Annotated in this window: 23 protein-coding genes, 1 tRNA gene and 1 pseudogene; 9 read left to right on the top strand and 16 right to left on the bottom strand. The window is 66.3% G+C overall.

Annotated elements, in window-relative coordinates:
• Positions 1-14: 14 nt before the first annotated feature.
• The 4 genes from WG212_RS15045 to WG212_RS15030 form a co-directional block, all read right to left on the bottom strand.
• Complete coding sequence (locus WG212_RS15045) at positions 15-929, bottom strand: SDR family oxidoreductase (protein ID WP_337187923.1); 915 nt, start codon at positions 927-929, stop codon at positions 15-17.
• A gap of 33 nt (positions 930-962) precedes the next feature.
• Positions 963-1,382 carry a MaoC/PaaZ C-terminal domain-containing protein gene (locus WG212_RS15040; protein WP_337187922.1) on the bottom strand — a complete coding sequence of 140 codons (420 nt, stop codon included), beginning with the start codon at positions 1,380-1,382 and terminating at the stop codon, positions 963-965.
• A 10-nt stretch (positions 1,383-1,392) separates the two neighbouring features.
• Positions 1,393-1,890 carry a MaoC family dehydratase N-terminal domain-containing protein gene (locus WG212_RS15035; protein ID WP_337187921.1) on the bottom strand — a complete coding sequence of 166 codons (498 nt, stop codon included), beginning with the start codon at positions 1,888-1,890 and terminating at the stop codon, positions 1,393-1,395.
• A 221-nt stretch (positions 1,891-2,111) separates the two neighbouring features.
• Complete coding sequence (locus tag WG212_RS15030; protein ID WP_337187920.1) at positions 2,112-3,008, bottom strand: LysR family transcriptional regulator; 897 nt, start codon at positions 3,006-3,008, stop codon at positions 2,112-2,114.
• Between the two features lie 110 nt (positions 3,009-3,118).
• Here WG212_RS15030 and WG212_RS15025 point away from each other — a divergent pair, with 110 nt between their 5' ends.
• From WG212_RS15025 to WG212_RS15005, 5 genes are read left to right on the top strand one after another with little or no spacing between them, the layout of a single operon-like run.
• Positions 3,119-4,261: an acyl-CoA dehydrogenase family protein gene (locus tag WG212_RS15025; protein ID WP_337187919.1), complete on the top strand. Its 1,143-nt coding sequence runs from the start codon at positions 3,119-3,121 to the stop codon at positions 4,259-4,261.
• Positions 4,262-4,291: 30 nt separating this feature from the next.
• Positions 4,292-5,434: a CaiB/BaiF CoA-transferase family protein gene (locus WG212_RS15020; protein WP_337187918.1), complete on the top strand. Its 1,143-nt coding sequence runs from the start codon at positions 4,292-4,294 to the stop codon at positions 5,432-5,434.
• A gap of 32 nt (positions 5,435-5,466) precedes the next feature.
• A complete protein-coding gene (locus WG212_RS15015; protein WP_337187917.1) occupies positions 5,467-6,660 on the top strand; it encodes a lipid-transfer protein in 1,194 nt (397 codons plus the stop codon).
• Between the two features lie 58 nt (positions 6,661-6,718).
• A complete protein-coding gene (locus WG212_RS15010) occupies positions 6,719-7,786 on the top strand; it encodes an acyl-CoA dehydrogenase family protein (RefSeq protein WP_337187916.1) in 1,068 nt (355 codons plus the stop codon).
• Positions 7,783-8,931, top strand: a complete 1,149-nt coding sequence (locus WG212_RS15005; protein ID WP_337187915.1) for an acyl-CoA dehydrogenase family protein — start codon at positions 7,783-7,785, stop codon at positions 8,929-8,931. The genes WG212_RS15010 and WG212_RS15005 overlap by 4 nt, the downstream gene beginning before the upstream one ends.
• A gap of 2 nt (positions 8,932-8,933) precedes the next feature.
• On the opposite strand, the gene WG212_RS15000 is transcribed toward WG212_RS15005, so the two are convergent.
• Genes WG212_RS15000 through WG212_RS14990 form a run of 3 tightly spaced genes read right to left on the bottom strand, consistent with a single transcriptional unit; the run spans position 8,934 to position 11,852 of the window.
• Positions 8,934-9,713, bottom strand: coding sequence for an SDR family oxidoreductase (locus WG212_RS15000; RefSeq protein ID WP_337187914.1), 780 nt, complete (start codon positions 9,711-9,713; stop codon positions 8,934-8,936).
• Positions 9,710-10,927: an acyl-CoA dehydrogenase family protein gene (locus WG212_RS14995; RefSeq protein ID WP_337187913.1), complete on the bottom strand. Its 1,218-nt coding sequence runs from the start codon at positions 10,925-10,927 to the stop codon at positions 9,710-9,712. The genes WG212_RS15000 and WG212_RS14995 overlap by 4 nt, the downstream gene beginning before the upstream one ends.
• A 13-nt stretch (positions 10,928-10,940) precedes the next feature.
• A complete protein-coding gene (locus WG212_RS14990) occupies positions 10,941-11,852 on the bottom strand; it encodes a phosphotransferase family protein (protein WP_337187912.1) in 912 nt (303 codons plus the stop codon).
• Positions 11,853-12,260: 408 nt separating this feature from the next.
• Between WG212_RS14990 and WG212_RS14985 the strand changes: the two are divergent.
• Positions 12,261-12,434 (top strand): annotated as a pseudogene (locus tag WG212_RS14985) (helix-turn-helix transcriptional regulator); the annotation flags it as partial.
• Between the two features lie 79 nt (positions 12,435-12,513).
• Complete coding sequence (locus WG212_RS14980) at positions 12,514-12,900, top strand: hypothetical protein (protein WP_337187961.1); 387 nt, start codon at positions 12,514-12,516, stop codon at positions 12,898-12,900.
• Here WG212_RS14980 and terL read toward each other — a convergent pair.
• The 4 genes from terL to WG212_RS14960 all read right to left on the bottom strand — a co-directional run bounded on the left by terL (position 12,876) and on the right by WG212_RS14960 (position 16,755).
• Positions 12,876-14,348: a phage terminase large subunit gene (gene terL / locus WG212_RS14975; protein ID WP_337187911.1), complete on the bottom strand. Its 1,473-nt coding sequence runs from the start codon at positions 14,346-14,348 to the stop codon at positions 12,876-12,878. The genes WG212_RS14980 and terL overlap by 25 nt on opposite strands.
• On the bottom strand, positions 14,345-14,758 hold the full coding sequence (locus WG212_RS14970) for a DUF5681 domain-containing protein (protein ID WP_337187910.1): 414 nt from the start codon (positions 14,756-14,758) through the stop codon (positions 14,345-14,347). The genes terL and WG212_RS14970 overlap by 4 nt, the downstream gene beginning before the upstream one ends.
• A gap of 444 nt (positions 14,759-15,202) precedes the next feature.
• Positions 15,203-16,174, bottom strand: coding sequence for a ParB/Srx family N-terminal domain-containing protein (locus WG212_RS14965; protein WP_337187909.1), 972 nt, complete (start codon positions 16,172-16,174; stop codon positions 15,203-15,205).
• Positions 16,175-16,665: 491 nt separating this feature from the next.
• Positions 16,666-16,755 (bottom strand) — tRNA-Ser (locus tag WG212_RS14960).
• A 202-nt stretch (positions 16,756-16,957) separates the two neighbouring features.
• On the opposite strand from WG212_RS14960, the gene msrA reads away from it, so the two are divergent.
• Together msrA and WG212_RS14950 are read left to right on the top strand one after the other, a co-directional pair.
• Positions 16,958-17,611, top strand: a complete 654-nt coding sequence (gene msrA, locus WG212_RS14955; protein WP_337187908.1) for a peptide-methionine (S)-S-oxide reductase MsrA — start codon at positions 16,958-16,960, stop codon at positions 17,609-17,611.
• Positions 17,612-17,638: 27 nt separating this feature from the next.
• Entirely contained in the window at positions 17,639-17,977 is a 339-nt protein-coding gene (locus WG212_RS14950; protein ID WP_337187907.1) for an MmcQ/YjbR family DNA-binding protein, read from the top strand.
• Here the strand turns inward: WG212_RS14950 and WG212_RS14945 are convergent.
• From WG212_RS14945 to WG212_RS14925, 5 genes are all read right to left on the bottom strand, one after another.
• A complete protein-coding gene (locus tag WG212_RS14945; protein ID WP_337187906.1) occupies positions 17,943-18,662 on the bottom strand; it encodes a DUF599 family protein in 720 nt (239 codons plus the stop codon). The genes WG212_RS14950 and WG212_RS14945 overlap by 35 nt on opposite strands.
• Positions 18,663-18,666: 4 nt before the next feature.
• Positions 18,667-20,001, bottom strand: a complete 1,335-nt coding sequence (locus WG212_RS14940; RefSeq protein ID WP_337187905.1) for an MFS transporter — start codon at positions 19,999-20,001, stop codon at positions 18,667-18,669.
• A gap of 367 nt (positions 20,002-20,368) precedes the next feature.
• Positions 20,369-20,527, bottom strand: a complete 159-nt coding sequence (locus WG212_RS14935; RefSeq protein WP_293375928.1) for a DUF3309 family protein — start codon at positions 20,525-20,527, stop codon at positions 20,369-20,371.
• A 78-nt stretch (positions 20,528-20,605) separates the two neighbouring features.
• Positions 20,606-21,001 carry a DUF983 domain-containing protein gene (locus WG212_RS14930; RefSeq protein WP_337187904.1) on the bottom strand — a complete coding sequence of 132 codons (396 nt, stop codon included), beginning with the start codon at positions 20,999-21,001 and terminating at the stop codon, positions 20,606-20,608.
• A 90-nt stretch (positions 21,002-21,091) separates the two neighbouring features.
• The gene (locus WG212_RS14925) at positions 21,092-21,229 is read right to left on the bottom strand and encodes an entericidin EcnA/B family protein (RefSeq protein WP_337187903.1); all 138 of its coding nucleotides are present in this window, start codon (positions 21,227-21,229) and stop codon (positions 21,092-21,094) included.
• Positions 21,230-21,241: the final 12 nt, after the last annotated feature.

The raw sequence follows: 21,241 nt of genomic DNA, 5'->3' as shown, positions 1-21,241 counted from the left end.
AGCAGCGCGCGCCGCTATTTCTGTGGGGCTAGGGCCATCTCGATGCCCACGCGTTCCTTGATGCCGGACTTGGACTCGGCGACCGTCCTGGCGTGGCGGGAGGTGGCGAAGGACGTTGCCTCCGCCCAACGTCCCTGGAGATCGTCGGCGGTGAAGTCATCCTGGAAGAAGACGCCCTCAGTCTGTTCCCATCGCGTCTCGCTGACCCAACCTCCGCCGACTTCGAACAATCGCCCGGTGGCATGAGAGCTTTCGTGGCAGAGCAACACCACGGCGGGCGTGACGTACTCGGGCTTCAGGGCCTCGGTGACCTCCTTCGGCAGCGCGGTCTCTGTGAGGCGGGAGCCCGCAGTGGGACCCACCGTGTTGACGAGGATGTTCTTGCTCGAGCCCTCGATGGCCAAAGTCTGGGCCAGGCCGAAGAGGCCCAGCTTGGCGGCGCTGTAGTTGGCTTGACCGAAGTTGCCATAGATGCCCGCCACCGAGGTGGTCATGAGCACCCGTCCATAGCCCGCGGCGCGCATGTGCGGCCAGGCTGCGCGCGTCACGCACATGCTGCCGGTGAGATGGACCCTTAGGATCAGGTCCCAGTCGTCGTCGGTCATCTTGGCGAATGATGCGTCGCGTAGGATCCCCGCATTGTTCACCACCACGTCGATCCGGCCGTAGGTGTCCATGGCGCAGGCGACAAGCTTGTCGCCGTGCTCGACGCTGTCGGTGTTGGCCACGGCCTCGCCACCTTCTGCCCGGATCAGGTCGACAACATCTTGGGCGACGGATCCATCTGCGCCGCGGCCGCTCGGCGTCCCGCCAAGGTCGTTGACGACGACTTTTGCCCCGCGGCGCGCAAATTCGCGAGCGTGCGAGCGGCCAAGCCCCTGGCCCGCGCCAGTGACGATCACCACGCGACCGTCAAATCGAAGACTCATGGCTTTCTCCTAGATGCTTTGGGGGAGGCTGAGCTAGCTGAGCTGGACGATCGCCTCGCCCGCTAAGGTCTTGCGGCCATCTTGGGCCATCGCGGTGAGTGCGATCTTTGCATCTCGCGTGCCCGCCACTTCGAACACTTCGATGATCTCGCCACGGCAGGTGATGAGGTCGTGCACCTGCGTCATGGAGACGAAGCGCGCGCCGAAAGCTTTGAGCCGCTCGGCGCCGGCCCATTCGGTCGGCACCCGAGCCAGCACCCCGAAAGACAGCATTCCTTGGGCAAAGACATCCGGCATGCCGGAGGCCTTGGCCATGTCGAGGTCGATGTGGATGAGGTTGTGGTCGCCGGAGGCGCCGGCGTAGAGGGCCAGCATGCCCCGTGTGATGGGGCCAAACTCGATCTCGGGCAGCACGTCGCCGACCTGAGCGGCCGTCAAATGAGCAGGGGTCATGGCGATCTCGCTAAGGGAGGCGGTGGAGGAGGTTGCGGGTGGCGCGCACTAGGACGCCACGCTCGGCGTGGCGCAGCTCCGATATCAGGGTGACGAACTCCATCTCTCCGCCCTTCTTGTCGTAGAAGTCCGCAACCGTTGTGGTCAGCGAGACCTCATCGCCGGCGAAGATCGGACCAAAGTACTCGTAGGTCTCGTCGCCATGCAGGAGGTAGCGGTAGTCGACCTTCACGAGGCTGGCGGCAGAAGGCTCGCCCCGACGAGCTCGCTCTTCGTTGACCGTGGCGTCGATCACCGTGAAGAACGAGGGCGGTGCGACGATGTCGGAGTGACCTGCGGCGCGGGCGGAAGCCACGTCGAAATGGATCGGATCCTTCACGCCCAGAACCTGTGAGAAGAACTGAATACGGCCCCGCTCGACTTCGACGGCGACGCTTGCCAGCACCCGCCCTTTGGTGTGGCGGTCGAAGATTCCCTTTGGATTGACCCCAATCGCTGTCTCGCTCACGTCGTCACTTTCACCGGCGCATCGACCGCGTAAGCCGGGCGAACGCCGCGGCAAGCCGATGGTTTGCTTCACTACGGGAGTGTGAATCGCCGCACCTCCCTGCCGTGCGGTGACTGACGGGCGACCTTACTCCAGCACCGGCCGAGGCGGACGGCCTGCCAACCTTGGTTAGGGTGGCGAGTGGCGTCCAATTCATTCTGGGGGCGAATTATTCCATGAAGTTATTGGGGCATCGCTTCGACACAGGCCGAGATAAATGCCCGCACAGCCGGCTTCGGTTCCCAGGCCGCGCGGATTGCGCAGCAGAGCCCCGCTTTGGGGAAGAGGTCGAGCGCGTCCAGCGTTGCGAACCTCTCTTGGAAGGCTGGCGCATGTCCATGAGCAATGGCTACGACGCCGATCGCATCGGATTTGGCCACGATCCTGTGCACGATGGGGAAGTAGTCCACGACGTGTACGCGGCGTTGCCACTCCACGCCCTGATCTTCGTAGATGCTGCGAATGACTTCGCCGTAGGGGCGCGAGTCCGACGGGCTGATGAAGTCGAAGTCGGCAAGGTCGGCTACGGAGATCGTCGGACGATCAAGGATGGGATGGCCGCGCCGTACGAACACAGTGGCATTGTTCGGCGCGAGCTGCGTTCGCTTCAGGTCCGACCACACCGCGAACGCGGCGTCAAAGCCAAGCGCAACGTCGACACCGCCGGTGCGCAACTGCTGGACCATCCGTTCGAACGTCGCCCCGATGACCTCCAAGCGGATACTCGGATGGCGCGCCAACAGCCGTTCCAGCGGAGCAGCCAATCGCCACTCCAGGGAGGCCGGGCAAACGCCGATACGAAGCGTGCCCGCGTACACATCCTCCACACCGCGTTGCCTTTGCAGCAACTCCCCGGCATCGTCGAGCAGGCGCGCGACGCGCTCCACGAAATCGCGTCCCTGCTCGGTGAGCAGAGCGCCGCGCGAGGTTCGATGGAAGATCGAGTAGCCGACCTGCCGCTCAAGGTCCGCGACACTCTTCGTGATTGCAGACTGAGTGACGCCGACGATTTCCGCTGCGGCGGTGAACGAGCCACCGCGGGAGACAGCGACGACGTGGTTCAGGCGCGGGTCCAGCATACACTATGCCTACCAGGCATGTGAAGCGCGCGCAATGAATTGGACTTAAGCGTGGTGGGGCCCCAGAAACTCGGTGGAACGTGCCCACGAAAGGGTGACCGGGGTCGAGGATGCTGAACACCGTAGGGCGTGTCGCCTACACCGCCGACCACGAACAATTCCGCGACAGCGTCCGACGCTTCCTCGACCGCGAATTCGTTCCAAACCTGCCGCGCTGGGAGCGCGATGGGATCATGGACCGCAGCTTCTGGCAGGCCTGTGGCGAGGCCGGAATTCTCTGTCCTACCGTCTCTGAAGCCTACGGCGGCCTAGGGCTCGACTTCCGCTACAACGCCATCGTCGACGAGGAGATGGGTTACCATGGGCAGCTGACCGGGATGACGCTGCAGTCCGACATCACCGTCGACTACATCGTCCATTACGGCAGCGAGGATCAGAAGCGGCGCTATCTGCCGGCGATGATCGCCGGGGACGTGGTGAGTGCGATCGCCATGACTGAGCCCGGCGCCGGGTCCGACCTGCAGGGCGTGCGTACGACCGCGCGACGCGAAGGCGACGAGTACGTCATCAACGGCGCCAAGACCTTCATCACCAACGGCCAATCGTGTGACTTGGTGATCGTTGTGGCCAAGACCGATCCCACCAAGGGCGCCAAGGGGACGTCCCTGATTCTCGTCGAGGCGGAGCGGTCCGGCTTCAAGCGCGGGCGGAACCTCGACAAGATCGGCAACTGGATGGCCGATACTTCGGAGTTGTTCTTCGAGGACGTGCGCGTTCCGGTGACGAACCTCCTCGGCGCCGAGAACGCGGGTTTCGGCTATCTCATGGGGCAGCTCTCCCAGGAGCGGCTGTCGATCGCCATCGGCGCACAGGCGGCTGCGCAACGCGCATTCGATGAGACGGTCGCCTACGCGCGAGATCGCCGCGCCTTCGGACAGGCGATCCTGGAGTTCCAGAACACCCGGTTCACTCTGGCGGATCTGAAGGCGAAGCTGCAGATCGGCTGGGCGCATGTCGACTGGGCGCTCTTGCGCCACGTCGAGGGCAAGCTCACTCCCCAGGAGGCCTCCGCCGCCAAGTACTGGCACACAGAGACCCAGTGGCAGGTCGTCGATGCGGGCCTGCAACTGCACGGCGGCGCGGGCTACATGAACGAGTACGCCATCGCCCGCCTCTGGCGCGACGCGCGCGTTCAACGGATCTACGGCGGCACGTCCGAGATCATGCGTGAGGTGATCGGCCGTGCGCTCTGATCGCTACGGTCGACGGCCGAAGAGGCCGGTATGAGTGGTCCGCTGTCGGGTGTGCGAATCATCGAATTCGCGGGCATCGGTCCTGGGCCGTTTTGCGGGATGATGCTTGCTGACCATGGCGCTGAGGTCATTCGTATCGACCGCATCGGCGCCAAGGGGCTGGTCGCAGCTGCGGACAGGGATTTCCTGAACCGATCGCGCAAGAGTTTCGCCGTTGATCTCAAGGCGACCGAAGGGATTGGCGTCGTGCGCGCGCTTTGCCGCGGCGCCGATGCTGTCTTCGAGGGCTTTCGGCCAGGCGTGATGGAGCGCCTCGGACTAGGCCCCGAGATCCTCCTTGAGGCCAATCCGCGCCTTGTCTATGGGCGCATGACAGGCTGGGGGCAAACCGGCCCGTACGCCCACGCGGCGGGTCACGACATCAACTACATCGCGCTATCAGGGGCGCTGCACGCCACGGGACGTGCGGGTCAGCCACCGACGCCGCCGATGAACCTGGTTGGCGACTTCGGCGGCGGGGGTCTCATGCTAGCCTTCGGGATCGTCTCGGCCATCCTGAACGCTCGCGCCACCGGCCGCGGTCAGGTGGTCGATTGCGCGATGACCGAGGGCAGCGCTGTTCTGATGGCGATGATCTACTCGCTCCGCGCACAAGGGCTTTGGCGCGATGAGCGCGGCGCAAACCTTTTGGACTCCGGGTGCCACTTCTACGACGCCTACGAGACAGCTGATGGCGGGTTCATCTCGATCGGACCCGTCGAGCCGCAGTTCTACGCGCTGCTGCTCCAAAAGCTCGAGCTGGCCTCCGACGAGGAGTTCCGCTTGCAGAACGACCAGGTCCGCTGGCCGCGCCTGAAGTCTCGGCTCGCCGCGCTGTTCCGGACGCGCAGCCGCGCGGAGTGGTGCGAACTGCTCGAGGCCACCGATGTGTGCTTCGCGCCGGTCATGTCCCTCGATGAGGCGCCTCATCACCCTCACAACGTGGCGCGCCGCGCCTTCGTCTCCGTTGACGGTGACCTGCAGCCGGCGCCGAGGCCGCGCTTTTCGAGTACGCCCTCCCAGGATCCGGCATCCATGCGCACCGGCCTGGCCGAAGTCGCGCCAATCCTGTCCGACCTCGGTTACGACGCTCACCGGCTGGCTGAGCTCCGGCGTCGGGGCGTCTTGGCGTGACGGCGACATCGATTATTCAAAGGAGATCTGCCATGGCCAACGACAAGCGCGAGGTGCTGGTGGCGGGGGTCGGCATGATCCCTTTCAGGAAGCCTGGACAAAGCGCCGCTTACGACGACATGGGCGCGCAGGCTATCGGGTTGGCGCTCGCCGACGCCGGGGTATCGTACGACACGGTGGAGCAGGCCTACGCCGGCTACGTGTACGGCGCCAGCTGCGCGGGCCAGCGTACGATCTACAAGGCTGGGATGACCGGCATCCCGGTGATCAACGTCAACAACAACTGCTCGACCGGCTCCACGGCGCTCTTCCTCGCGCGTCAGGCCGTTGAGAGCGGCGCCGTCGAGTGCGCGCTCGCCGTGGGCTTTGAGCAGATGAATCCGGGCGCGATCGCAGACGCCTTCACTGATCGGGTGAGCCCTTTCCTGGAGTTCGACAGTGCGTGCGACGCTCTGGTGAACATCGAGCTGCCCCTAGCCTTGCGCTACTTCGGCGGGGCGGGCCAAGCGCACATGCGCAAGTACGGAACCACGCTGAACGACTTCGCCAGGGTTCGGGCCAAGGCCAGCCGCCATGCCGCCAACAATCCCCTTTCGGTCTTCCGCAACGTGATGACGGAGGAGGAGGTCCTGGCTTCGCCGGTGATGTGGCCCGGTGTGATGACCAAGACGATGGCCTGTCCCCCCACCTGCGGGGCGGCCGCTGCGCTTTTGGTCTCCGCCGACTTCGCGCGCCGTCATGGCCTCGCACCAGGCGTTCGCATCGCGGGCCAGGCCATGACCACGGACCTTCCCAACACTTTCGACTCCGCGGACATGATCCACCTCGTCGGCGCCGACATGACCCGCCGTGCCGCACAGGCCGTCTACGAGGCCACCGGGGTCGGCCCAGACGAGATCAAGGTCGTTGAGCTGCACGACTGCTTCGCCCACAACGAAGTGGTCACCTACGAGGGCCTGGGTCTGTGCCCTGAAGGCGGCGCCTCAAAGTTCATTGCAGACGGTGACAACACGTACGGCGGTCGCTTTGTGACCAATCCGTCGGGCGGGCTCCTCTCAAAGGGCCACCCCCTCGGGGCAACCGGTCTCGCCCAGTGCTTCGAGCTTACCCACCAGCTTCGAGGCAGCGCGGGTCCCCGCCAGGTCGATGGCGTGCGTAACGCCCTACAGCACAACCTCGGCCTTGGGGGCGCGTGCGTCGTGACACTGTACGAAAAGACCGCATAGCGGCTCCGAACGGGACGCAGCCTGGCTGCTGCCTGTTCGGAGCAAGGGGGCACAGGCATTGACGAAATCGCCCATTGAGGAAGCCGTCCTGGGCGACGCTGCCAGCCGGCTGTTTCGCGACATCTTCGATGTCGAGGCGGTGCGCGCGGCGAGCCGGGCCGAATGGCGCAAAGCGCTGTGGCGGGCGGTGGTCGACATGGGTCTACCGAGTCTCCTGCTGCCTGAGGCGAGGGGGGGCTTGGGTTCCCTGGCCGGTGGCTTCGAAGTGCTCCGGTTGGCGGGCTATTTCGGCTGCCCGACGCCGTTGGCGGAAGCGATGATCGCTCACGCCTTGCTCGAAGCCCACGGAATGTCTGCGCCTTCCGAGGCGCCTCTGACGGTTGCGCCGACCCGAGAGAGTCATCTTCGGCTCTCTCTGGAAGGACCAGGTTGGCGTTTGCGGGGGGGTGTCGGGCGCGTACCTCACGGGCGCTACGCAAGCTCCGTCGTCGGCGTGGCCTGCGGTCCGGAGGGAGAGCACATCGTCCGGCTTGACGCTAGGCGGATCACGTGGACGCACCTTGGCGTCAACCTCGCCGGGGAGCCGCGCGACACCGGAGAGGTGGACATCTTCCTGGGCGCCGAGCACTTCCGTCTCGCCAAGTCCTGCGCCGCCCGGATCGACGCTGCGGGGGCCGCAGCGAGAACCGCCGTACTGGCGGGAGTCACAGAACGCATCCTCGACGTTGCGGTAGCGCACGCCAGCGAACGGCGCCAGTTCGGGCGGCCGCTTGCAGCCTTCCAGGCCGTTGAGCATTCGCTGGCCAGCCTTGTTGGTGACGCAGCGGTGTGCCGCGCCGCCGCCGGTCTCGTAGGGGAAGGGCTGGAACAGAGCGACTATAGCCTCACCAGCGCGGCAAAGGCGCAGGCCGGCGAGGCGGCCACGGCAGCCGCCTGGCGGAGCCATCAAATCCTAGGCGCACTCGGTTACACGGAAGACCATGTGCTTCAGCTCTTCACCCGGCGCATCTGGGCTTGGCGGGAGGAATTCGGCGCCGAAGCGCAGCATCAGCTCAATGTGGGGCGAGCCGCCGTGGCCGGGCCGGACCTCTGGTTCTTCGTCACAGGCTTGGGTGTGGCGCGGTGACCGACATCCTGAACTTCCCCTCCGCGCGGACTGGTCCAGACCATGCGGCTCTCCGCCAGGAAGTGCGGAGCTTCCTAGAAGAGCGTCTCGTCGACCGGCCGCCGGCTGACCGCGCGACATCCTGGAGTGGCTACGACGAGGCGTTCAGCCGTGATGTCGGCGCGAGAGGATGGATAGGCATGACTTGGCCGCGCCAGTACGGCGGAGCCGCTCGGGGCGCGCTTGAGCGCTACGTCGTGATCGAGGAGATGCTCGCAGCAGGCGCCCCTGTAGGTGCGCACTGGATGGCCGACCGACAGGTGGGGCCCTTGATCCTGAACTGCGGGACTGAGGCGCAACGCGCGGAACTCCTGCCGGCGATGGCGCGGGGTGAATGCTGTGTCGCGGTTGGGATGAGTGAACCCGGCGCCGGATCCGACCTTGCCGCCGTGAGCACGCGCGCGCACGACGTTGAGGACGGGTTTCGGCTTTCGGGCGCGAAGATCTGGACCACCCACGCGCACCACGCCAGCTATGTGATTGTTCTTTGCCGCACCGATGCGGGAGACCGCCACACGGGCTTGAGCCAACTACTTGTGCCGACCGACACGCCCGGGATTACGATCCGGCCCATCATCGACATGACCGGGAGCCATCATTTCAACGAGGTGACCTTCGAGAACGTCTTCGTGCCACAGACCGCGGTCATCGGCGAGCGGGGACGGGGATGGGCGCAGGTCCTGCAAGAACTCGCCCACGAGCGCAGCGGACCTGAGCGCTTCCTCTCCTCCTTCCCGACCCTCAGCCTGCTGGCCAAGTCGGTGGCGCGCGAGCCCTCGGATGAGGCCGTGACGGCGGTTGGACGGCTTGTCAGTCAGCTTGTCATCCTTCGCCGCCTGTCGATGTCGGTCGCCGAACTCCTGGCCCGTGGCGAGAACCCGATGCTGCAAGCCGCCATCGTCAAGGATCTTGGCGCAGCATTCGAGCAACGTATCCCGGAAGTGGCGCGTCAGCTGGTCGCCATGCAGCCTTCGCTGGATGCGGCTGACGACTTACACGTCGCAGTGGCCGTCTCGCTCCTGAACGCCCCGGCCTTCAGCCTGCGGGGCGGGACGCGGGAGATACTGCGCGGCGTGATCGGGCGCGGCCTTCTAGGACCCGCGTGACCTCATGCGGCGGTGAAGCCGCCATCGATGACAAGCTCCGCGCCGTTCATGTGGCCTGCCGCGTCGGACGCCAAAAAGCGCACCGCCTTGGCGATATCGTCCGGAGCCGCAAGACCGCCCATGACGCGTCCCGTCCGGCGACGGCCTTCCTCCACGCTGGGGTAGATCCCCGCCTCCACGTAGCGTTCGAAGATGTGATCCACCATCGCGGTCTGTACGCCGCCCGGGTGCACGCTGTTGACGCGGATGCGGTGGCTCAGCGCAGCGAACTCAACCGCCGCCGCCTTTGCGAACAGACGCGATGCTCCCTTGGACGCCCCATACGCTGCGCAGAAGCGCGTGCCCACAAGTCCCGCCACCGACGAGATTACCACGACGGATGCTCCGAAGGGCGTCTGCGCGCCAGCGTCGCGCAGCAGCGGAAGCATCGCACGGGTTCCCAGGAAGGGACCATCCGCGTTTACCGCCATGATCCGCTTCCATTCGGCGAGCGAGGTCTCGGCGATGGTGTTGATCGCGACAACCCCCGCGTTGTGCACCAGGATGTCGAGACGACCGTGTAGCCGGCCGACACGATCTGCGAGCGCCCCCCAATCTGCCTCCCGCGTTACGTCCAACTGCGTGTAGGAGGCGCCCACGTCGCGGGCCCACTTGTCATCCACCTTCACGATGTCGGCGCCGACCACGATTGCCCCGGCCTCCGCCAGTCGGCGGCAGGTCTGCGTTCCCAGCCCCCCGCGGCAACCGGTCACGACAGCTATGCGTCCCACCAGGTCGGTCATGCGCGCAGGCTTCCATCAAGGTCGAAGGCGAAAGGGCCGCGCGCGAGAATCCGATTGGCGAGGGCATGGCGATGCACCTCGGACGGTCCGTCGTAGATGCGGAACGGTCGGATGTCGCGGTAGATGCGTTCGACAACCGTATCGTGGGTGATCCCGATGGCGCCGAGGATCTGCAGGCAGCGATCTACCACCCGCCCGAACACCTCCGAGCAGAAGACTTTGCACATGCTGGTCTCGTTACGCGCGAGCTCACCTTGGTCGAGCAACCACGCCGCCTGCCAGATGGCGAGGCGCGCGTGATGCAGCTCGATCTCGTTGTCCGCCAGCATGAAGCCCACGCCTTGGTGTTCGCCGAGCGTCTTACCGAATGAGTGGCGTCGGCCGGCATGCGCGGCCGCGATCGCATGACACCGGCCGGCGAGCCCGAGCCAGCGCATGCAATGGGTAAGTCGCGCCGGCCCCAGCCGCACCTGGGCGTTCCGAAAGCCCTGGCCCACGTCCCCCAACACCTGATCGTGGGGCACATGCAGATTCCTGAAGGTGACTTCGGCGTGACCGCCGGGTGTGTTCGAATCGATCGTATGAAGCATGCGTTCGACGCGGAATCCCGGCGCTTCGATCGGCGCCAGGAACATGGTGGCGCCGAGGTCGTAGCCGGATCGGTCGAAGGTGCGCGCCATGATGATGTTCAACTGGGCGCCAACCGCCCCGCTGATCATGTACTTGCGACCGTTGAGAACGTAGCCGTCGTCGACCTCATCGGCGCGGGTCTGGAGAAGCGAGGGGTCGGAGCCCGCCCCGTCGGTTGCGGTCTCGGTCATCGAGAAAACCGTTCGGATGCGTCCTGCTGCGAGATCAGGCAACCACCGCGCCTTCTGCTGGGGCGTGGCCTTGAGATGGAGGAGGTTGAAGTTGCCTTCGTCCGGGGCCTGAATGTTGAGCGCCAGCGCGCCGAGGGGAGACCAACAGGCGGCCTCGAACACGACCGCCATGCCGCGATGATCGAGGCCCAGACCGCCGTACTCGATGGGCGCGTGCGGTGACAGCAAGCCGGCGCTGCGCGCCAGCGCCACGAGCTCGGTGCGCAGCGACTCTTCAACCATGTAGACCCCGTTTCGGGGGTCCTGTTCGTAGGCGAGAACGCGTTCGACGACGAAGGCGCGCACCCGGTCGCGCAGGTGCTTCACCTCCGCAGGAATCTCAAACCCGATCAACGTTGTTCCCCGATCACAGCAAGGCCTTGCCCCGTTCAAGCATCACGCGAATGGACGGTGCGAATTTCTCCCAGACCGCGTCGCGTCGCCGGCCGCTGCGATGTAACTTCAAGTTGAGGCCGCTGATCGCGGCGAGCCGAAAGCAAGCGAAGGCCTGGTACCAGTTGAGGTCGGTCCGCTGGCGTCCGCCGGCCCGCCAGTATGCGTTCAACAAGTCGGACCTCGGCGGCGGCGCGACGGGCTTCCAGCCCTCGGCCCAGCTCTCTCGGTCCGCCATTAACAGAAGCCAGCCCACGTCGAGCCCCTGAGGGCCGATCCCCGCTAGGTCCCAATCGATCACCCCCGTCAGACGGCCATGCTCGAAGAGCACGTTTCCGGGCTGGAAATCCCCATGAACAACGCCGACTTCGCACGACGAGGGGATGTCTCGGCGTAATGCGGTGTGGAGCGTTCCCGCCAGATCGAGCCACGCGGGCTCATCTGTATGGTGAAGTAGAGCCGACCAGCGCTCCAGCTCCGCGGTAAGCGTAGTAGGCGCCTCCCAGTCTTCGAGATGCTTGCGCCAAGGAAGACGATGGAGTTGGCCCATCGCACGCGCAGTATCGATCCACATTCGAGGCAACTCGGCCGCCTCGCGTACGAGCGCGGGCGATGGCTCCCAGATGATGAATGTCCGGCCGGGAAGGCGCTCCATGACGATGAATGGCGCGCCGAGCGGCGCGTCTGCCGCGCATGCCCAAGGCACGTACGGCGCAGGGTAGCCCGCCTCCCGCAAGGTCCGAAGCAACTGCGCTTGCCGGAAGATGTCGGTGCTGCCGCTTCGGCGCACGCCCGCGGGCCCGAGCTTGAGCACGTAGGGCGTCAGGCTCCCGTCGGACGCGCAGGCCTTGAAGCCGTACGTCAGACCAGCGTGTCCATCGATCATCAACTCCACGCCGGAGACCCGAAGGTCAAGCAGACCGTCGGCACGTAGGTAGTTCTCCAGGCCTTGTATCCATGAGAGGGGCTCAGCTTCTGATCGCATAGGGCCCACACTGGCGTACCAACAGACAAACCTCGTTTACTCCCGCTGCCCGATCGGAAGCGGCCATGGACCCCAGCCTCAGCTTCAAGCCCTCCAGGCGTCCAATTCCTTCTCGGCGCTCGCTATTCGCCTGGGGCATGCTCGTCGTGTGCGGCCGGCGTGGCTGCCCACGAACGCCCCCACTGTCGGCAGTGCATGCGGCTGGAGCCACGCCTGTAACGCGGGGCAAGCATCCGATTTCAACCGACGCTTAGTGTCCGGCGTGGGCCGACAACACCTAGACTGGCGCGAGCCCGATTCATCCGGACAATGGCTGAGCCCCTCCGCAATCACCTTCGCGAACTCCGGGAAGCGCGCGGCTTGACCCTGGACCAGCTTGCGAAAGCTGTGGGCCCCACCAATCAGCAGATCAGTCACCTGGAGCTGGGAAAGCGGCAGCTGACGGTCGGTTGGCTTCGAAGGCTCGCTGTCGTTCTGCACTGCCACCCTGCGGCGCGATGCTCTCCACAGAGGGTGGATCGACTTTCTCCAGACCCACAGTTCCCTAAGCACGGGCGACAGCGTGGCGGTGGATGGCGACACCGTCTTCGTCGACGTGCAAACGGTCCTGCAGCGGCGGGGCGGAACCAAGCAGATGACGCGGCCCGACGGGTCGCCCGCCGTGCAGCACACGAAAGTGGATCGCACCCTGCTACGAGCCCTGGTCCGAGCGGAGACCTGGAAGCGGGACCTGCTGAGCGGCGAGGTGCGGATGCTGCAGGACATTGCGTCCGCGGAAGGCGTGCAGGTGTCCTACGCCCAGCGGGTCCTCCGGCTGGCGTTCCTCAGGCCCTCGCTGAAGAAAGCTATCCTTGATGGCCGGACGCCGCCGTGGCTGACGCTCCAGCGACTCATGGAGCGCGGCGTCGCCCTGGATTGGGCGGCTCAGTCCGCGGCTCTCATGGACTGACGCCGTCGAACGTAGGGGCGGCCCGTGTGCGGTTCAGAGTTTCCGAACATCTCGAGAAACTGGCTCACGCTGTCCACCTGATCGTCATACTTGGCCTGCGGAAAGCCAAGCAACTCGCGCTTGAGCTCCAGCAGCCAGGGCGCGGAGGATGGAAAGCGCGCTCGGCCTTCCTCCAGCTTGGCGACCTGGGCGGCGAGACGTGTGAGCTTGTCCGTCCTCGGCTGGTAGGCGCGCGGCATCCAGGTCCGGCCGCGCAGGGCGAGCGGTGGAGATCGGACGATCGCCATCAGGTCATAGAGGAGCGGAATTCCCGTGCCGGCGTGCTCGACCAGGATGATGTCCGCCCGCCATCGATGCGCTTCAGCGAGTACGCGCGCCTTGAGGTCCGGATAGTCGAGCCGGACGCGCACAAGGTCCAATAGCCACCACGCACCCTCCGCATATCCCCAGGTGGTGCAGACGGAGAAATCCGAGTTCGGCCCGCCGTGCATGGCGGTGTCCCAGCTCTGCACCACCTGCGTATAGGCCACGCGATGGTAGGGCTCTTCGTAGGTCTGGATCCGCTCCCAGCGGACATGGGCGCTGTCGAGGGAGACCGGGTTCTGCTGGTACTGCGCCGAGAACGCGGGCGCGCCGATCTCCAGCCGGATGGACTCCAGCGTGCCGATCGGCTCCCGGCTGGGAAACAGCGCGTCTCCACGCTTTCGGACGTGTCGGCGTCGAGGGCCGAGGGGAATCTGCTCGTCTTCCTCAGCGATGGCCGGCAGGTTCAGGTGGACCCAGTTTCCGCCCTTTTCGAGGAGGTAGCCCGCGAGGTCGTCTTCGTGGAGCCGCTGCTGGATGGCGATGATGCAGCCATCCTGTTTGTCGTCGAGGCGTGAGAAGAGCGTCTGATCGTAGAAGTCCCTCACGCGCTGACGTTCGACCGGCGAGCTCGCATCGGCCGCCTTCATGAGGTCGTCGATGATCAGGATGTCGGCGCCGAAGCCCGTGACCGAACCGCCGAGGGAAACCGATCTTCGGGACCCGTTCTGCGCGGTGGTGATCTCGGCGTCGGCCACACGCTTCAGCCGTCCGAAGTTCGGAAAGAACGTTCGGAACCACCCGCTCTCGACGACCGTGCGGAAGTCGCGCGCATGCTTTGTCGCCAGCTCGGCGCTGTAGCTTGCGACGAGGAAACGAAGCGTGGGGTCCCGGCCCATCATCCACGCCGGGAAGGCCACCGACCCGCAGATCGATTTCAGATAGCGGGGCGGTATGGTGATGAGCAGAGGGTTGATGTCGCCGCGTCCAACCTCGCTCAGCGCGTGCGCGATCGCCTCGATGTGCCAATTGGGCTGGAAGGCCTGGCCCGGATTGAGGGTGTCGAACGCCGGCCGGATGAAGGCGTGAAAGTCCGCCTGCAGCGCGGCCCGCAGCACCTGCGGGGTTGGACGCGGCGCCGTCATGATCCGCTCTCCGCGAGACGCGCGGCGACGAAGCTATCGAGGATCGCCGTCGCCTGTTCGTCGGTGAGCCCTCCCAGACCCGAGGCACCATCCGGAACGGCCGCGCGGTTGGACTGGTCGTAGGTGAGGAGGAGGGCGGCGGCCCGGTTGTCTCCACCCAAGGCCCGCTCGTAGAGCTTCTGGACCAGGACCTCCCGCCGGGTCATGCGTCTGGGCTTGCCGGCCTGGCGAACGGTCATTGCGCCATCGAGGTGGCGCATGACCGTATCGGTGACGTTGCGCGCGCCCTTGGGCCGGCCCTTCGCGTTGCCCGATTGCTTGGGTTTGAACCGAGGCGGCTTGCCGTAGCCGACCTCGTAGCTGGGCTCTTCGACGTCGGCGGGCGTCGGTCTCACGCGGACTCTGGTCATGGCTGCGAGTCCTGGCGAGCCGAGCGACGACGAACGCGGACGCGGGCGGCGACGCGATTCCCGGCGGTTGCGAGGCGGCTGCGGCGCGCTGGGCGCGCAGCTGACTGAAGGTCAGATCGTTCCCGACGAGCGTGGCCTGCCGGCCCGTGAACCCCTGCCAGCGCTCGACGATGACATCGACGTAGCGAGGATCGATCTCCATCAGGCGCGCGCGGCGCCCGCTGCGTTCCGCGGCGATGAGCGTGGTCCCGCCGCCACCGAACACATCCACCACGATGTCGCCCTTCTCCGAGCTGTCGAGCAGCGCGTCCTGCACCATGTCGACATTCTTCGGGGTGGGATGCGCCGCGTGCTGAGCGCGGCTCTCGCGGTTGAGGCCGCTGACCCCCGGATACTCCTACACATTGGTCCGGTTGCGGCCGTGCTTGCCCAACTGCACCCGGTTCAGATGCGGCTCCGAACCCGCCTTGAAGACGAACACGAGTTCATGGCGCGATCGGTAGAAGCTTCCTTGGCCCCGCCGCCCGGCTTCACCCAGACGCAGAGGTTGACTTGGCTCAGGCCGGCTTCACGCTGAGCTGTGAGCGTGTGGAAGGCATGGCGCCAGTCCGTGCAGAAGTAGATCAGGCCGCCATCGATCATGTGCGTCGCCACATTCCGCAGGGTGGTGGCGAGGAAACCCGTGAACTGGGCGTCGTCCATCTCGCCGACGCTCATCTCGAACTCGCGATGGTCGGGGTTGCTGGTGACGTGACCCTTGATAGGCACGTTGTACGGCCCATCCAGGACGGCGGTCCTGGCCTTCTCGCCCGACATCAGAGCGGCGTGCGCGAGGGGATCGGTGGCGTCCCCGCAGTAGACGCGATGGTCGCCGAGCTGGAAGAGGTCGCCGCGTTGGGTCACGGCCTGGATCGGAACCGCCGGTTCGTCGTCGGCGCCGTCGTCCAGCCTCAGATCGGTGAGGGCGTCGATTTCGACGCCCGTGAAACCGATGATCTCGAGATCGAAATCCAGGTCCAGCGCCGCCAATTCGCGAAGCTCCTCCCCGAGGATCTCGCGATCCCATTCGGCGAGTTCGGCCAGCTTGTTTTCGGCAAGCACGTAGGCTCGCTTCTCGGCCGCGGTCATGTGCGAGGCCACGATCACCGGCGCGAGCCGCATGCCGAGCCGCTTGGCCGCCTCTAGCCGGGCCAGGCCGGCCAGCACCGCTCCGCTCTCATCGATGAGAATGGGGTTGAGGAAGCCAAACTGCTTGATGCTCCCGCGGACCTTGCCGATCTGCTCGGGGGAATGACGCCGCGCCTTGCGTCCGAGCGGCCGGAGTTCTGCAACGCTTCGCAGCTCGACCTTCGGCGTGAACTCATTGGGAAGCAGCTGCTCGAGCGCAGAAGCCGCAGCCGGATTTTCGGGGGTCATGGTGTCCTCTCAGGTGCAAACACACACCCCGCCGCGGGATACGACGAGGTTCGTGAATGCCCCTGACGGGGACTGCCACAGCGATGATGAGAGGCGGCCCGGCGATGTCTGTCAATCACGTCGGTGGCTGGCGGACGTCGCGTTCATCGCTTCGGACGAGTGTTTCCCTGCTATCGCGCCGCAAATTCCCTGTTCCAGGGCAGCGATTTTTCCGGTTCGCTCCGAGAATTCGTCGTGCGTTCAGCCGCTTGCGCGCTCGCGACTCCGTCGGCGATGGCTGAATTTTGCGAATCATCCCTGATCTTTCCCGGCGAACAGGGAAATCGCACCGTCTCCCAGGCCGGCAGAGACGGCGGCGCGAAAGAGGGGCATTTCGGCCCGTTTCCGGGGCTCCGTCAGGCTCCGTCGGGACGGTTTCGGGGGGAATAGGCGCGCGTCTTCCGTGGGTTGTGCGCGGAGACGCCGGGAGAGCCGATTTTCAGGGAATTCAGTGGCGGAGAGAGAGGGATTCGAACCCTCGATAGGCTTTCACCTATACACGCGTTCCAGGCGTGCGCCTTCAACCACTCGGCCACCTCTCCACGCCCGCAGGGGCGGACCCCGGCGGAAGGCGGGCATATACCGTCAGGTGGGCGGGCCGGGCAAGCGGCGGTTCGTCCCGGCTCGAGCCTGTGTCGGATCGGGCGATTCCCTCCGGGCTCGACAGGTTCTAGGATCGCGACCCTGAAAACGCGGGGCCGGCGCGACTATCTGTGGCGTGACCCGCAATTCCGGAGACGCCCGATGTTCTTCGCCAGGAAGTCGCTCGACCTGCCGACCCCCGAGACCGCCCTGCCGGGCCGGACCCAGGCCATCCCCACCGCCGATACCCACTTCGTCAACGGACGTCCGCTGAAGGCGCCATATCCCGAAGGGCTGGAGACCGCCTATTTCGCCATGGGCTGCTTCTGGGGGGTGGAGCGCATCTTCTGGCAGATCCCCGGCGTGTACGTGACGGCGGTGGGCTATCAGCAGGGGCTGACGCCCAACGCCACCTACGAGGAAGTCTGTTCCGGCCGCACCGGCCACACCGAGTCGGTGCTGGTGGTGTTCGATCCGCAGGTGGTCAGCTTCGCCGACCTGCTGAAGGTGTTCTGGGAAAACCACGACCCGACCCAGGGCATGCGCCAGGGTAACGACATCGGCACCCAGTACCGCTCGGGTGTCTACACGACGAGCGACGAACAGGCCGCCGCCGCCGTGGCGTCGCGCGACGCCTATCAGGCTGAGCTGTCCAAACGGGGCTTCGGTCGCATCACCAGCGAAATCCAGCCCGCCGCGCCGTTCTACTTCGCCGAGGACTACCACCAGCAGTACCTGGCCAAGAACCCCAACGGCTACTGCGGGATCGGCGGCACGGGGGTCGCGTGCCCGATCGGCGTGGGTGTCGGCGCCTGAGCGGCGCCGGGGCTCCGAGGGCGTGGCATGACGCGGGAAGAGGTGGAGGCCTGCGCGCTGGCGCTGCCGGCGGCGACCAGGGTCGTCCAGTGGGGCGGGTCGGACGTCTACAAGGTGGGCGGCAAGGTCTTCGCGGTGTGCGGCCTGGCCGGCGGGCTGGCGTTCAAGGTGAGTCCCATCGGCTTCGAGGTGCTGACCACGGCCGGCGGCCCGGGCCGCCAGGCCCCCTACTTCGCCAAGGGGGGCTGGGTGCTGGTGGACCTGGACGGCCTGGAGGCGGACGAGGCGGCCGGCTGGCTGTCCACCGCCCATGAGCTGATCGCCGGCCGGCTCACGCGGGCGGTGCGGGCGGAACTGGGTCTCTAGATTCCAGGAGCAGCCGGAAGTCGTGGATCGCCTGTGCGGCGTTCGACCGGCGCTGACGCCAGACGAGGAGGACCAACGCGCCCGCCGTGGCGCTCGCGAACGCCCACGGTCCGAACAGCCACGCGGCGGCGGCCAGGGCGAAGTAGTAGCCGCGGACACCGGAGTTGAACGCCCCCAGCGCCGGATTGAGCAGCCGGCCCAGCAGGGCGCCGAAGGTCACCCGTTCAGCCGGCGCCAGGGGGTCAGGCGTCGCGCCCATGGCGGCCAGGCAATAGTTCAGCTGGCGAATGGCCCAGATGAAGTCGAGCAGGCCGCGCGACAGGGTGACGAGCACCAGGGCGAGTTGCACCTCGAACAGCAGGCGAGAGGAGGTCTTCACCACTTCCAGCGCCGAGACCGAGCGGAAGGTGGCGTCCCCGCCGAACAGGGCCCCGGCCGCCGCCGCGATCAGCAGCAGGTTTGACGAGGCGAAGAACGAGGCCGAGTTCAGCGCGTGGCCCAGGAGCTGGCCGTCCATCAGCCTGGGGTCGCGGCCTGTCATGGTGGTCATCCAGGCCGAGCGGATCACCGTCATGTCGGTGTTGAGCGTGCCGCCCCGACGCCCGGCGAAGGCCTTGAGCAGCGGCTCGTAGAACACCCAGGCGAACAGGAAGAAGGCCAGCGCGGCGATGTTGGGCGCCGACATGGGATCAATCCTCGAGGATCAGGCTGTGCTTGCGGTTGTCGGGGAGCAGGAAGACGATCAGGAAGGCCATCAGGAGGCCAAGGGCTACGTAGACATAGAAGCCGCTCTCGTTCCCGGCGTGCTTGAAAGCCAGCGCGATGGGCTCGGCGGTGCCGCCGAAGGTGGCGGTGGCCATGCCATAGGGCAGGGCGACGCCCAGGGCGCGGACGTTGGCGGGGAACAGCTCGGCCTTCACCACGGCGCTGACGGCGTTGTAGCCCGACATCAGGATCACCATCAGGGAGATCAGGGCGAAGGCCACCCAGGGGTTCTGGTTCACCGCCAGGATCGACAGCGCCGGGAAGGCCGCCAGCGCCCCGCCGCCGAAGGCGATGTAAAGCGTCGCCTTGCGGCCCCAGTGGTCGCTGAGCCAGCCGAAGAAGGGCAGGGCCAAGAGATAGACCACCAGCGCTCCGGCCGTGACCGCCGTGGCCGTGGGGCCCTCGAAGCCGGCGGTCCCGGTGAGGAACTTCGGCATGTAGGTGGTGAAGGCGTAGAAGGCGAGCGAGCCTCCGGCCGTGAAACCGAAGATGGTCAGGGTCTGCTTCGGGTAGTTCAGGAACAGCATCATGGTCCGGGCGCGCTCGGCGCCGGCGGCCTTGGCGTTCTCGTAGGACTGGCTCTCCTCCATCCGGCTGCGGATCCAGAACACCACCACCGCCATGGCCGAGCCGATGAGGAAGGGGATGCGCCAGCCCCATTCCTCGAGGGCGGCCCGATCCATCGTGAGCTGGAGCAGCGCCAGCAGGCCCACGGCGAGGAGCTGGCCCATGATCATGGTGACGAACTGGAAGCTCGACCAGAAGCCGCGGCGGCGGCGGCCCGCCATCTCGGAGAGATAGGTGGCGCTGGCGCCGTACTCGCCGCCGACCGACAGGCCCTGAAGGATGCGGGCGACCACCAGGAGGATGGGGGCCGCGACGCCGATGGAGTCGTACCCGGGCAGGATCGCGATGATCAGGGAGCCGCCGCACATCAGCGTGACCGCGGCCGTCAGCGCCGTCTTGCGGCCGGCCCGGTCGGCGTAGAGGCCCATCAGCCACGCGCCCAGCGGCCGGGCGAAGAAGCCCACGGCGAACACGGCCATCGTCTTGAGCAGCCCGGCCAGATCGTCGCCGCCCGGGAAGAAGTGGCTGGAGAAATAGACCGCAAAGGCGGAGTACACGAACCAGTCGTACCATTCGACCAGATTGCCCGCCGATCCGCCCAGGATGGCCTTCACGCGCTGGCCGGCGGTGAGGCCGGGGGCGACCGCGCCGGGCGGGATCTGGGCCTCGGCCCCGGTCTCCGTCGCGGTCATGCAGTGGTCCCCCCAGTCCCCATTCCGCCCGATGCTAGGGGGCCGGCGGCCGGACGGCTAGTGTGGCGATTCAGAAACGCCGGCGCTCGTGGCGGGCTCAGAGCGGATTTCTGAATCTTGAGCCACACGAGCAAGTCTATGTTTTCCAGTGTGCTTTTGGATCTGAAGTTCGCTCCGCGCCCGATCCGACAATCAGGCGGACTTGAGATCCGGCACACTAGAGGCTGTCAGGGACCGGGCTGTCGGGGCTGGGGGCTTGCCCCTCCCTTCGAGGTCGTCATCTCCGATCTGAACAACACGCCCGGCGATGACGATCTCAGGTGGTTCAACGCTGTATCGGGACACCGTCCCTGACAGCCTCCAGCCGTCAGAGCCGGCCCAGGAGCACAAGTATGATGATGATGACCAGAACCAGACCGAGGCCGCCGCTGGGGAAATAGCCCCAGCCCCGCGAATAGCCCCAGCTCGGCAGGGCGCCGATCAGAAGCAGGATCAGGATGATGATGAGGATGGTCCCCAGGGACATGCGGCTCTCCTTCCGTTCCCCGACCGGCGTAGCGAACGCCTGCGGCCAAGCCGGGGTTCCGGAATCTGGGAGAAGCCGTCAGTCGGCGGCGTCGGCGGTGTGCAGCTTCTGGTCCTTGTCGGTGACCTGGAGCGAATACATCAGCCCGATCCACAGTCCCTTGATGCGGGGCAGGGCGACCAGGGTGATCCCCGTCAGCGCGCCGAGAATGATGGGCAGGGAGTAGTAGGGCGGCGCTTCCCACACGATCGGGAAGATCAGCAGGGGCGCCACGATCAGGTGGCCGACCAGCAGGATGGTCAGGTAGGCCGGCCCGTCGTCGGCCGGATACTGTTGCAGGGGGTGGGCGCAGGCCGCGCAGATCGGCTCGACCTTCAGGTACCGGCCGAAGAGGCGGCCGTCCCCACAGCAGGGGCAGCGCTGGCGCAGACCTCGCCCGATCGAGCGGAACAGCGGATAGGCGATCTCGGCCATGCGCCCATATGACCCGTCGCGGGCCGTCTGGAAAGGCTTTCGGACGTCTCTCAAGCCTCCGCCGGGGGCGGCGCGGCGCCGCAGGCCGGGTCAGCGCTTGGCGTCTTCCGCGGCGCCGGTGACGGCGCGGCCCGCGGCCTGGGCGTCCTTGCCGAGGCCCGAGACGGTGTTGCAGCCGGCGACCAGGAGGGCGGCGGCCGCGGCGGTGAAGACGATCAGCTTGCGCATCGAAGACTCCTT

Source organism: Phenylobacterium sp. (assembly GCF_037189685.1).
In the GTDB taxonomy this organism is placed as follows: Bacteria; Pseudomonadota; Alphaproteobacteria; order Caulobacterales; family Caulobacteraceae; genus Phenylobacterium.
The sequence above is the reverse complement of the archived record's forward strand: the minus strand, read 5'-3'. Positions and strand labels throughout refer to the sequence as shown.

Bases quoted from the DNA above. Each gene is read 5' to 3' on its own strand.
- WG212_RS15045 (WP_337187923.1), bottom strand. From the start codon at position 929: ATGAGTCTTCGATTTGACGGTCGCGTGGTGATCGTCACTGGCGCGGGC.
- WG212_RS15040 (WP_337187922.1), bottom strand. From the start codon at position 1,382: ATGACCCCTGCTCATTTGACGGCCGCTCAGGTCGGCGACGTGCTGCCC.
- WG212_RS15030 (WP_337187920.1), bottom strand. From the start codon at position 3,008: ATGCTGGACCCGCGCCTGAACCACGTCGTCGCTGTCTCCCGCGGTGGC.
- WG212_RS15025 (WP_337187919.1), top strand. From the start codon at position 3,119: ATGCTGAACACCGTAGGGCGTGTCGCCTACACCGCCGACCACGAACAA.
- WG212_RS15020 (WP_337187918.1), top strand. From the start codon at position 4,292: ATGAGTGGTCCGCTGTCGGGTGTGCGAATCATCGAATTCGCGGGCATC.
- WG212_RS15015 (WP_337187917.1), top strand. From the start codon at position 5,467: ATGGCCAACGACAAGCGCGAGGTGCTGGTGGCGGGGGTCGGCATGATC.
- WG212_RS15000 (WP_337187914.1), bottom strand. From the start codon at position 9,713: ATGACCGACCTGGTGGGACGCATAGCTGTCGTGACCGGTTGCCGCGGG.
- WG212_RS14990 (WP_337187912.1), bottom strand. From the start codon at position 11,852: ATGATCGATGGACACGCTGGTCTGACGTACGGCTTCAAGGCCTGCGCG.
- terL (WP_337187911.1), bottom strand. From the start codon at position 14,348: ATGACGGCGCCGCGTCCAACCCCGCAGGTGCTGCGGGCCGCGCTGCAG.
- WG212_RS14970 (WP_337187910.1), bottom strand. From the start codon at position 14,758: ATGACCAGAGTCCGCGTGAGACCGACGCCCGCCGACGTCGAAGAGCCC.
- WG212_RS14965 (WP_337187909.1), bottom strand. From the start codon at position 16,174: ATGACCCCCGAAAATCCGGCTGCGGCTTCTGCGCTCGAGCAGCTGCTT.
- msrA (WP_337187908.1), top strand. From the start codon at position 16,958: ATGTTCTTCGCCAGGAAGTCGCTCGACCTGCCGACCCCCGAGACCGCC.
- WG212_RS14950 (WP_337187907.1), top strand. From the start codon at position 17,639: ATGACGCGGGAAGAGGTGGAGGCCTGCGCGCTGGCGCTGCCGGCGGCG.
- WG212_RS14945 (WP_337187906.1), bottom strand. From the start codon at position 18,662: ATGTCGGCGCCCAACATCGCCGCGCTGGCCTTCTTCCTGTTCGCCTGG.
- WG212_RS14940 (WP_337187905.1), bottom strand. From the start codon at position 20,001: ATGACCGCGACGGAGACCGGGGCCGAGGCCCAGATCCCGCCCGGCGCG.
- WG212_RS14935 (WP_293375928.1), bottom strand. From the start codon at position 20,527: ATGTCCCTGGGGACCATCCTCATCATCATCCTGATCCTGCTTCTGATC.
- WG212_RS14930 (WP_337187904.1), bottom strand. From the start codon at position 21,001: ATGGCCGAGATCGCCTATCCGCTGTTCCGCTCGATCGGGCGAGGTCTG.
- WG212_RS14925 (WP_337187903.1), bottom strand. From the start codon at position 21,229: ATGCGCAAGCTGATCGTCTTCACCGCCGCGGCCGCCGCCCTCCTGGTC.